10 protein-coding genes are annotated in these 11,262 nt (G+C 33.4%); 4 read left to right on the forward strand and 6 right to left on the reverse strand.

The genetic code is table 11. The features are described from left to right. Positions 1 to 40: 40 nt before the first annotated feature. On the forward strand, positions 41 to 697 hold the full coding sequence (locus BW929_RS06015) for a cyclase family protein (RefSeq protein ID WP_084566111.1): 657 nt from the start codon (positions 41 to 43) through the stop codon (positions 695 to 697). Positions 698 to 737: 40 nt separating this feature from the next. Then, positions 738 to 2,135, forward strand: a complete 1,398-nt coding sequence (gndA, locus tag BW929_RS06020) for an NADP-dependent phosphogluconate dehydrogenase (protein WP_076544469.1) — start codon at positions 738 to 740, stop codon at positions 2,133 to 2,135. 108 nt (positions 2,136 to 2,243) lie between these two features. Here the strand turns inward: gndA and BW929_RS06025 are convergent, their stop codons facing one another. Genes BW929_RS06025 through BW929_RS06035 form a run of 3 tightly spaced genes read right to left on the reverse strand, consistent with a single transcriptional unit; the run spans position 2,244 to position 5,825 of the window. Next, the gene (locus BW929_RS06025) at positions 2,244 to 3,218 is read right to left on the reverse strand and encodes a YbgA family protein (RefSeq protein ID WP_076544470.1); all 975 of its coding nucleotides are present in this window, start codon (positions 3,216 to 3,218) and stop codon (positions 2,244 to 2,246) included. Between the two features lie 24 nt (positions 3,219 to 3,242). Continuing rightward, positions 3,243 to 4,019 carry a DUF1295 domain-containing protein gene (locus tag BW929_RS06030; RefSeq protein ID WP_076544471.1) on the reverse strand — a complete coding sequence of 259 codons (777 nt, stop codon included), beginning with the start codon at positions 4,017 to 4,019 and terminating at the stop codon, positions 3,243 to 3,245. Between the two features lie 12 nt (positions 4,020 to 4,031). After that, the gene (locus tag BW929_RS06035) at positions 4,032 to 5,825 is read right to left on the reverse strand and encodes a DAK2 domain-containing protein (RefSeq protein ID WP_076544472.1); all 1,794 of its coding nucleotides are present in this window, start codon (positions 5,823 to 5,825) and stop codon (positions 4,032 to 4,034) included. Positions 5,826 to 6,003: 178 nt separating this feature from the next. Here BW929_RS06035 and BW929_RS06040 point away from each other — a divergent pair, with 178 nt between their 5' ends. Both BW929_RS06040 and BW929_RS06045 read left to right on the forward strand, forming a co-directional pair. After that, positions 6,004 to 7,071, forward strand: coding sequence for an ArsR/SmtB family transcription factor (locus BW929_RS06040; protein WP_076544473.1), 1,068 nt, complete (start codon positions 6,004 to 6,006; stop codon positions 7,069 to 7,071). A gap of 79 nt (positions 7,072 to 7,150) precedes the next feature. Beyond that, positions 7,151 to 7,723, forward strand: coding sequence for a hypothetical protein (locus tag BW929_RS06045; RefSeq protein ID WP_076544474.1), 573 nt, complete (start codon positions 7,151 to 7,153; stop codon positions 7,721 to 7,723). Positions 7,724 to 7,780: 57 nt separating this feature from the next. On the opposite strand, the gene BW929_RS06050 is transcribed toward BW929_RS06045, so the two are convergent. From BW929_RS06050 to BW929_RS06060, 3 genes are read right to left on the reverse strand one after another with little or no spacing between them, the layout of a single operon-like run. Next, positions 7,781 to 8,818 carry an ATP-binding cassette domain-containing protein gene (locus BW929_RS06050; protein ID WP_076544475.1) on the reverse strand — a complete coding sequence of 346 codons (1,038 nt, stop codon included), beginning with the start codon at positions 8,816 to 8,818 and terminating at the stop codon, positions 7,781 to 7,783. Beyond that, positions 8,818 to 9,513, reverse strand: a complete 696-nt coding sequence (locus tag BW929_RS06055; protein WP_076544476.1) for a GTP-binding protein — start codon at positions 9,511 to 9,513, stop codon at positions 8,818 to 8,820. The genes BW929_RS06050 and BW929_RS06055 overlap by 1 nt, the downstream gene beginning before the upstream one ends. Then, positions 9,510 to 10,718 (reverse strand): ABC transporter substrate-binding protein, encoded by a 1,209-nt coding sequence (locus BW929_RS06060; RefSeq protein ID WP_076544477.1) that lies wholly within the window; start codon positions 10,716 to 10,718, stop codon positions 9,510 to 9,512. Before BW929_RS06060 ends, BW929_RS06055 begins: the two co-directional genes overlap by 4 nt. Positions 10,719 to 11,262: the final 544 nt, after the last annotated feature.

The raw sequence follows: 11,262 nt of genomic DNA on the forward strand, positions 1-11,262 counted from the left end.
TTAATATTAACGGTTGTAAATTATTTAAGGGGGAATTTTTATGTATGATATTTCAATGACAATTAGAAAAAATATGCTGGTTTATAAAGGTAAAGACGAAATTAGACCCCGTCTCAAAACTGTCAGGGGTTTTTCCGGAGGAGATGCACACGAATCTGAATTACAGATGAATGTCCATACTGGAACTCATGTAGATGCGCCACTGCATATGCTGCAGGATGGAGAAAATGCCAATTTGTTTTTTGCTGAAAATCCATTTTATCAGGCTCAACTGCTGGACTTAACTCAGCTTAATGAAAAAATCACGGCAGCAGATCTAAAAGAATATAATATTGAAGAAAACTCATTTTTAATTTTAAAAACACGCAACTCCGAACCTGGTTTTCTGGAAAAAACTCCTGAGAAATTTATCTATCTGGCAGAAAGTGGTGCTAAATATCTGGCAACCAAAAAAATAAAGGGAGTAGGTATTGACACAAATGGAATAGAACGAGCTCAATCAGAACATCCAACCCATAAAAAACTCCTGGGAGAAAAAATCATGATTTTAGAAGGACTGCGATTAAAAAAAGTTCCCTCAGGAAAGTATATTTTATTACTTTCTCTTCTAAAAATTGCAGATAGTGATGGTTTACCAGGTAGGGCTTATTTATTTGAGCCTGGAGAAATTGAAACTATGCTCAAATTATTTAAATAAATTATTTTTTTAAGTTTTGTTATTAAGGAGGTAATTATTAATGAAGAAATATGAAATTGGATTGATTGGGCTTTCAGTCATGGGTCAAAATTTGACTCTAAATATTGCTCGCAATCATTCTATTGCAGTTTATAATCGTACAAAAAGTAAAATTAGAAATTTTATGGAAAATAAAGTACAAAATCAAAATGTTAAAGCCACCTATGAACTTGAAGAATTTGTAAGTTCTCTTAAAAAGCCTCGTAAAATAATGCTGATGATTAAGGCCGGTAAACCTGTAGACTTAGTTATTGACAGTCTACTGCCCTATTTAGAAGAAGATGACATTATTATAGATGGTGGAAATTCTCATTTTGAGGATACCAATAGGAGGTTAAAAAATCTCAATGAAAAAGGAATCCGATATCTAGGAGTAGGAATCAGCGGTGGTGAATATGGTGCTCTTCACGGTCCTTCCATTATGCCGGGCGGCAATGAAAACGCATATGCAGAGGTTTCTGATATCATGGAAAATGCAGCTGCCAGCACCGAAAAAGGGGCCTGTGTCAGCTACTTAGGTCCCCGGTCAGCCGGACATTATGTGAAAATGATTCATAATGGAATTGAGTATGGTATTATGGAGGTACTGGCCGAGATATATGACTACATGCGTAAGGTGATGCAGTTAAAACCGGTGGAAATGGGAAATATTTTTGCCAAATGGAACCAGGAATTTGATTCTTATCTGGTAGAAATAACTGCTAAAATCATGCAGAAAGATGATCCTAAAACTGGGCGGAAATTAATTGATTTAATTCTGGATAAGGCAAAACATAAAGGAACTGGTAAATGGAGTGTACAGAGTGCCTTAGATCTTGGCACAGCTATTCCCACTATCAATGCGGGTGTAAATGCCCGTTTAATGTCAGCAATTAAAACTGAAAGAGTTGAAAATTCTGCCCAATTTGCAAGCAGTTCCAGACCTGTAGTTAATAAAGAGGAATTGCTGCCCCTGCTCAAATCTGCTCTTTACTTTGCTTCGGTAATTGCTTATGCAGAGGGATTTAAGCTTTTAAAAACTGCTTCAAATGAATATGAATATAATTTAAATTATAAAGAGATTGCTCGCATCTGGGAGGATGGCTGTATAATCCGCTCTGGGCATTTAGAACCAATCCAGGCTGCTTTTGCTGAAGATATGCAGTTAAATTCTTTAATTACTGCTCGTCAGTTTAAATCACAGCTTAATGCAGCTGCAGATAAAATAGACAAATTAATTACTACTGCAGCTCAAGCGGGAGTACCATTAACTGCAATTCACTCTGCTCTTGATTATTTTAACAGCCTAAAAGCAGAGGAACTTCCAGCCAATTTAATTCAGGCCCAGCGTGATTTCTTTGGTGCACATACTTATCAGCGCCGGGACCAGGAAGGAACTTTCCATACTGAATGGGAATAATTGTCCCAGTTATTTGAAAGTTTAAGATAAATGATTTTACTTTTAATTAAATATCTAAAAAAGGTGCTCCCCAGTAATTAAAAAGTGGAGCACCTTTTTGATTTAATTTTAAAATCTGCCATTACCCGAGTCACTTAAGTCAATCAATCCTTCGGGATAAGGATTAAAAATTGTCTGTGTCATTAAATAATCGACTTTAAATCTAATAACCCAGGATCTCAGCAGGGCGAGAGGTAATGAAAATGGTACTTTTTCATTTCTAAAATCCTGAAGAGTTTCTAAAAAATATTCCCGCTCATCTCGACTAATATCTGATGATACATAACCAAAAATATGCTGCAGCATATTAACCCTCTTACCTGAGTCAGGCAGCACATTTAAAGTTTTTAACATTTGCTCTCTATATTTATGCATTGTCTCCTCAGTCTTTCCTCTTACATGAGCTGCCACAATTCTTCCCAGTTTATTTAAACCATCCTGATTATAAGACATTATTAAATATTTATTATTACTGTGAAAATCAATTAAATCTTTGATATTTTCTCCTTCAATAACATGCCGCAAATCTGCCAGCAAAAAGATCTTAATTAAAAAGTTTTCCCGTAATTTAAAATTTTTGAGTCGACCTTCATTTTCAATAACCAGTGAAGAAAATTTTTGAGCTAAATTATCGGTAAAATAACCTGCTCGTTTTTCTCCCAGAGCTGGTACCTTTCCGGCTTTAGAGTAGACTTTGGAGTCATTACTCCCACACGATGGTGAGCGATTCTTCGCAATAAAGCCTTCTATTTCTTCCTCCTTCCATTCTGAAGTGAAGCTTTCAATATATTTATCCATTTTTTCCGTATGATCCTCACCTGTCATAGAATCTACAAGTCTATATTGATCATTCTTTTTTATTAAACGAACCGAATTACGGGGAACCCCCAGTCCTATTTCAACTTCAGGACATATTTTAATATAATTAACATGTTTTTCTAAAGCCCGCACAAATTTGTCCGGTATCAAATCTCCATTATACCGACATTTACAGTATTCCAGACATTTACTTAAAATTAAATTTGGTTTTCTAAACTCTCTCAAAATAAATCACTCCTATTTTTATCTTTATTTTTTAGGAAACCAGGGAAAGAATATATTTGTTTCTTCTGCATATTGCTGATATTCCTCATCATCAGCATATCTCTTTTCTAATAGCGGTACCCCCGAAACAAAACGAAGCAAATAGTTCATTATTATAGGACTGTAAATAAATTTCCAGCCACCACTTACAGCCAGGGCAATAATATAATATCCCCACCAGACCAGAGCATCACCAAAATAATTAGGATGTCTGGTATATTTCCAGACTCCTTCTTTCATTATATGTCCATCTTTTTTAGAGTCAGATTTAGACTTAAAATCTTTAAGCTGTTTATCCCCAGCTGCTTCAAAGGCAAAGCCAATCCCCCAGATAAATAAACCAATAAAATCTATAATTTTTAAGCTCTGATAAGGCGAAGAAATAATTTTAATTATTGGGGTTGAGATAATAAATAATAATACTCCCTGCAGCATAAAAACTCTTAAAAATGACTTTAAATAAAAATTATCCCATTCTTCTCTCCATTTGGCATAACGAAAATCTTCGCCCTTACCAAGATTTCGCTTAAAAATGTGATAACTTAATCTTAATCCCCAGATACTAACCAGAAAAGTTATAATAAAAGAACGCAGATTATAATTATTAGTTAAGTACAGAGCCATATTTGCTGTATAAACATAACCCAGACCCCAGCCAATATCAACAATTGAATTATCTTTTTTTAAGACAGCAATCACAAAGAAAAGTGAAAAATAAAGCAGCACCAAAAGAAATAACTGAAAGTAAATTGAACTTAACATTTTAACAACCCCTTAATTTTTTTCTAGTAATGCAACAGCAGTACTTCCACGTCCAGCATTCATTGCCACAATTGGAGAAATCGCTTCCAAAAAATCAGCTTCTATACCCAGTAATTCTTTAAAACTATCTCGATACCTCTCAGCTCGCTCCAGATCATCCCCATGTACAACTGCAAAGCGTTTAATTCCATTTCCCTGCTGATGATCCTTTAAAATTGATTTGATTTTTTTGAAATTACCTTTTTTACTGAATGCTGTAGCAAAAGCAATTCCATTACCTTTTCGATCAATTGAAATAATGGGTTTTAGATTAAGAAATCCAGCAAGTCTTCCTTTGAGAGGACTGACCCGTCCTCCGCGAACCATGTATTTAAAATCACTCACACTGACATAAATATAGAGTCTTTCTCTGATTGATTTAAGATAGGTTATTGTTGCTGCAAAACTTTTCCCTGATTCTATCTGCTCTACTGCTTCTATTACCAAAAGTCCTTCAGCTCCCGAATTTGTTCTGGAATCTATAACTTCAATTTTAAGCTCACTATTTTCCCGGCTGACATTTTCTGCTGCTCTGGCTAAATTATTATAAGTGCCACTCATTTTAGCAGACACTGTAATTGCAATAATTGAATTATAATGTTCTGCCAGATAACTCAGCTGATCTTCAATCTTTTTAACTGCCGGTTGAGCTGAAGATGGATATTCCTCAGCATCATCAATAATCTCAAAAAAGTTCTTACTGTCTATGGTAAGTTTGTCTAAATAATTAGTTCCATCAAGCAGAATATTTAGTGGTAAAATATGAATCTGATGTTTATCTATATATTCTTCTGGCAAATCTGCAATTGAGTCTGTCAAGATAGCAATCTCTGACCGCTTATTATACTTCACTCCCTGCTGTAACAGCATATCATCCGCCTTTTGGTCTAAAATATGAGAAAATTGTTTTAATCTAATAAATAACTCAGGTGGATTATTGGTATGAATATGAACCCTGAGTTTATTTTTATCCCCGGCAATAATTAAAGAATCTCCCAGATTTTCAATTTCTTTTCTCAGTTTGGGTATTTCTATCATTAAATTTTCTAAATACGCTTCTGTACAGTAGCGAAACTTAATCTCTTCTTCTTGACCTATTTCTTCTTCAATAACTTCAATTTTAGCTGCTGAATCAATTTTAAGTTCTTTTAGATCTCCTCTTTTTATAAAATCTACAATTCCTTTTAGAAATAATACAAAAGCCTGAGCTCCCGAATCTACAACATTTGACTTTTTTAAAACTTCAAGCTGGTTTTTGGTATTTTCCAGAGAAGTGGATGCGATTTTAAGAGATTCTTCCATTACTTCCGCAAAATCACTGCTCTTATTTTTTAATGTTTTTAAAGATTCTGACCAGTCTTTCATTACAGTTAAAATTGTTCCTTCAACTGGATTATTAATTCCCTGGTAGGTATGCTTAACTGCTCTATCTATTGCCAGAGCAAACTTATTTACATTGATACTTTCTGCACGATCAACACTGCTTTTGAAACCATTAATAAACTGAGCAAAAATAATACCAGAGTTCCCAATTGCTCCTCTCAATGCAGCATCTCCCATAGAGTCTAAAGTTATAGTTAAAGAATTATCCTTTACTGCTTCATTTTTAACAAAACTTAAAGTTCTCGATAAATTACTACCGGTATCTCCATCTGCAACTGGAAATAAATTTATGCGGTTTAATTCTTTTTTATTGGCGATAACTTCTTTTGCTCCAGATAAAAAAGCATAATATAATCTTTTTCCATCAAGATAAGTTATTTTCATCCCTATCTCCTCCTGCTTGATCAAATTAATAATCTTTACTGTTAAATTTATTATATCCTTAAATGCTAAAAATTGAAAGTTATTTAAAACAATTTTCTAAAGATTTTAGAAATAAACTTGACATTAGATAGATATCTAATTATACTATAGTTAGAAGTTTATTAAAGGAGTTGTTATGATGAGTAATAATTATATTCTGGATCGATCAATTATTTATGAGGTATTTTTAAGTCTTTTTCGATTAAATAACAATAAAACAATCAATTTAGAAGATTTAGAATTAGAAAAAGAAATCAAACTTGATAAAGAAATAGTTAATTGGACTGCAGAAACACTGGAAAAAATTCCAGAAAATAAAAAAGAAACAATTACAAAATACTTTAATGAAGAAAGCTATTTTGGCCTCTGCCTAATTTCAGAAATACCAGTACTTGAGATAGATAAAATGGAAGATTATTTAAGTTATTTAAGAGAAAAAGAAGCTTCAGATTTTCTTTATCGATTTACTCAGTCAGGATATGGTCCAGCTCCTTCAGAGAAAATTGATCTGGCAAAAGTTAAGAATCTAATCAAAAATGAAAAACAGGCTGCAAAATTTGTTAATGAAAAACTTAATTTTTCTTCTGCTCAAAAATGGAATTTACTGCAGTTTTATTTTGAACCTGAGGCAATGAAAAATGAATTTATTGAACTTTTAGAGTGGTATTATAAAAACATATTCAGCAGTAATCTGGAATGGATAAAAAATAAATTAGAAAAAATTAATGATAATTACCAGGAAAATATCAAACGCTATGGTAAAAAATATCTGGAAAATATATTAAGCAAGTTAATTGATAATCCGCTAAGTGGAGAGCAAAATTATATAGCCTTCTCCTATTTTTATGAAACTAGAATTTTAAACAGTAGTTTAAATAATGGCGATAGTTTTTATTTGATCGGTTTCCGCTTTCCTGAAATTTTTGCTGCTGATGAAGAAGGTCTCTTAGGAAGCCTGGAAATTTTTAAAGCACTGGCTGATGAAACAAGACTTAATATTATCGCGCTTTTGGCTGAAAAAACAATGTATGGTAATGAGCTTGCAGAAAAATTAAATCTTTCGAATGCTACTATTTCCCATCATGTCAGTAAATTATTAATGAATAATATTATTCAGGCACAGAAAAAAGAAAATAAATTATATTTTAAGTTAAATAAAAACAAATTTAAGACAGCTGTTTTAAAAGCCGTTAATAATCTAATTTAATTTTTTTAAAATTATATTAGATGTTTATCTAAATATTATATATTAGATTTTTATCAAATTAATATTAGGGGGAGTTAAAATGACTCGTATGCCAAAATCAGTAAAATTTAATTATCCTGCTTCTGTTTTACTAAATCTCTGTATTTATCTTTTTATCAGCTCTGTAATTTATTATCTCTGTAGTTTAAACATTAAGCTGCCTAAAATTGTCTTACTCTGCAGCAGTTTTATTTTAGTCTTTTACCTGAGTTCCAGAAAAATGGACATACTGCTTCCCAAAATGAAGTTAAAAAATATAGTTATTCTTTCAAAATTTTTTTTAGGGATTATCACTTTAACCACAGCAATTTTAATCTATAATAACTTTAGTTTGACTTCTAGCTATCTTTATCTATTAATCTTAACTACCGCTATCTTATATGCAATTTTAAATAGAGCTTATAATCTTCACTACAAAAAAATCAACTCCAAAAAAGAAAGTACCAGAAACAGCGAATTAATATCTCAGTTTAATCTGGAAAAACTATTAATAATAATTTTGGCCGCGGCCACTGCTGTCTTTGTAAAACTAAATCTGATTCCTCTGATTTTGCTGGGAACAGCAGTCTACTATTTTATCTCAGCATATATCAATACATTTCAAAAAATTTAGCTAGATACATAAACATCCCGGTAGACTGCAGAACAGTACCGGGATGTCATTATACCTTTAAGTATTTTTAACTGCAGCCAGTTCTTCACTGATTCTTGATAAATTCTTACCATAACGCAGATCATTTCTTAAATCAGTCAGCACTTTATCCAGAACCTTTAATTCCTGCATTAATTCTTTTTCTTCTGCAGTAGTATCAATTATATTCTTAATTCCTCCATTATTTATAATAATTCTTTTATCTCCCATCAGAGCTAAGATTGGATCATGGGTAGCCATCAGAACTATTTTTTCTTCACCAACTAGCAGCTCAAGTGCTTTTTCACGATCAATACCAGCATTTTCGATCTCATCAATTAAAATAATCGGAGATGAACTTAATATTGCAGTGTCAGCAATCATTAAAGCTCTTGACTGACCACCACTCAAGCTCGTGATCTGAGCCTCTCTGCCAAACTGCTCACCTGCAAGTCGATTGGCTTCATTAAAAATTCTTTCTACAACCTCTGCCTGATTATCAATTAAACGGCTCTCAGCGTGTAGATTTAAAAATTCAATTACCGAAAGATCCATCACAAAGTTCATATTCTGTGAAAGCTGAGCCACCAGTTTTTTACCGCCGGTAAAGCGCCATTTTTTATCCGGTACCTCATCATTTATTAAAATTTGCCTTTCTGTTGGTGTATCTCCCTGGGCGGTCCATTCTATATCCGCCAGCAGACGACTTTTCCCTGAGCCAGTTGGCCCAACTATCGAGATAATTTCTCCACTGTGTATATCCAGCTTATCATAATTTTCTTTTTTTCCATCCTTATTATTACCGGCAAGAATAGAGAGCTTTGCTACTACAGAATCATTCTCCCCTAAAAACTCCTGCATATTTTTTATATGTGAACTCAAACTGTCTGCAAATTGATCTAAATCAAATACCACATCTTCTCTTTCCTCAACTGTTAATCCGGCATAAATTTCTTCAAGAGTTTTTTCCTGATCATCCACTGCCAGCTTTTGATCCTCAAAAAAACTTTCGGTATAGGGATATTGCTCAATAATTTCATTTACTGTCGAACTTTTCAATTTATCTTTAATGATCATTATTCATCACCCAGTTCTATTTTTCTAACATTTCCTAACTGATGTTCTTCACCAATTCTTGTTTCACCAAGACAGTAAGAACACATAGCAGAAGGCATAGAAAATCTTAATTTTTTACCTGTTACTGTATCTATATGATCATTTTCATCAAACAGTAAAGTCGAAAACTCATAAGCGCCCTGTCCTGTCAGACCATTAACATTCATCACCATAGCATCAGGATTTACTGTACTGACTCTGGAAGCAAAAACTTCTCTTTCTGCCTGAGAAACAATATCTCCCTTGGTAATTACCACAATATCAGCTGTCTTTAACATTGGTCCAATTTTTTTAGGAGTATTAATCCCACTCAAATTGTCAATTACACAAATCGCCTTAATATCTTTAATATAAGGAGAGCAGCGATTACAGAGGCCTGCACTTTCTGTAATCAAAAGATCAAGTTCTTTTTCTCTACCCCACTGAACAACTTCTTCAATATTACTAACAAAATAATGATCCGGACAGAGAGAACCTGATAAACCTTTTTTAACCGGTACTCCCGCTTTACGATAGAGTTCATCATCATCTGTATATAAACAGTCAAACTTGACAACCCCAACATTAAGTCCCCGCTGCTGAATTGCTTCTATAGTCTTTAAAATAACAGCAGTTTTACCAGAGGAAGGTGGGCCGGAGAAGGTGACTAAATTCATACTGCAGCCACCTCCACAGCTTTGTTAAATTCTGCTTCTAAATCTTTTAAGAGTTCACCTGGATTTTCCCCTCTTAAGAAATCCCAACCGGGCCACATAAATTGAGCATTTTCGGGCAGTCCGTTATCTACTTCTGGCAATACACTGGGGAATAATCCCTGTTCAGCCAAAATCTTACCCATTTTTTCTGAAGCCATTAAATCAATTAAAGGTTTCATCTTTTCATTTTTTTCCGCTTTAGTCAGCATAAAGATTGGAGAAACAATTGCTCCATCTTCAGGCCAGACAAATTCCATATGGGGGAAACGCTTTGCCATTCTGGTGAAGAAATATGGCATAATTGTAATCGCTGGTTGATCATCGGCTTTACGACCTCCATCTTTAACCATCTGAGATGGATGAAGAGCTTTTTTCATTGAACGTCCCAGCTTCTGAACCCCTTCTCTACCATATGCTTTATAAATATTTAATAAGATTGCATTAAAAAGATCAAAATCACTAACTGGCAGACTGACACTGTTGGCAAATTCTTCACTTAAAATATCTTCCCAGCTTCCAGGAATTTCTCTACCATCTAATTCTTCTTTATTCACCAAAAATACTGCCGGTACAATACTTAAAACAGAATAATCACCTTCGGGATCCAACAGATCAACACCGGCTTCCATAAAATCTTTGTTCAATTCTGTAATTCCTGTTGCATCCTTAAAAACATCCTGGCGGCGGAAGCGATCCATCAAATTTTTATCAAAGAAAAGATCAAAACCGGCAGAAATAAAGATATCGGAGAGTTCAGCAGCTGAACTGATTTCCTCAAAACCATTCTGAAGCCATTCCAGCCCCTGAGAAGCAGACTTAAGATCGAGCTCAACCTCATAATCCAGTTCGGCAGCTGTTTTTTCCAATTCTTCTGTCATTGGAATTTTTACCGGACAGGGTAAAGAACCAGCAACTTTAATTTTCTCTCCCTCAGTTTTTGTAACAGATTTTTTTGCTATTTCATTTTCCATCAGTTCGATAAGCTTTTCCAGATCCAAATTTTTAAGCCTGGCAGCCTGTTTTAAAGTAATTTGTTTACCAAAACTTTTTCTTTTTTCCTCTTTATCTAATTGATTAAAACCTTTATTAACCAGTACAGAAATAACTTCCGGATATGCTTCAGTTATTTCAAATAAATTTTTATTAACATCAATTTTTCTTTCCATTTTTATAAACACTCCTTTATTGATAATTATACCGATTATCTAAAAATAACTTGCGAATAACCTGTACTTATATTATTTACTATTTAAAGTTTAGCATTTTACTCAAGTTTGTTCTGTGACCTATCTCACTCAGCTTATTTTTTTTTATCAAAAGTTTGTCTTCTCATAAAATGATATGGAAACAATATTTTAACTTGAATTCGGCAAGTAAAAAGTTAAAATAGTTCTTTTTAGATTTTTGCCGTTAAAAAATAATTTCAATCTATTAAAATTAAATATTTAGTCTCAATTTAAATAGCCAGTTAAATAAATTGTCCAGCTTCCAGATTTTAGACGCACTTAACTAAACTATGGTTTTCATAGCTTAAAAAATTAGTCTAAACTGTACTGGTGGTTTTAATTTAGCACCACCTTCTTTCTAAAATCTGTTAGTGCTTTTCTAAGATATTTAATTGTTTTTTCCAGCAGTTTATTTGGGGCAAAGCGGATGTGTTTGTACCAGCCGCTGCCGCAGATATTACCTGCTATTTTGTAAAATATCCTT

Source organism: Halanaerobium kushneri (genome assembly GCF_900156285.1).
In the GTDB taxonomy this organism is placed as follows: domain Bacteria; phylum Bacillota; class Halanaerobiia; order Halanaerobiales; family Halanaerobiaceae; genus Halanaerobium; species Halanaerobium kushneri.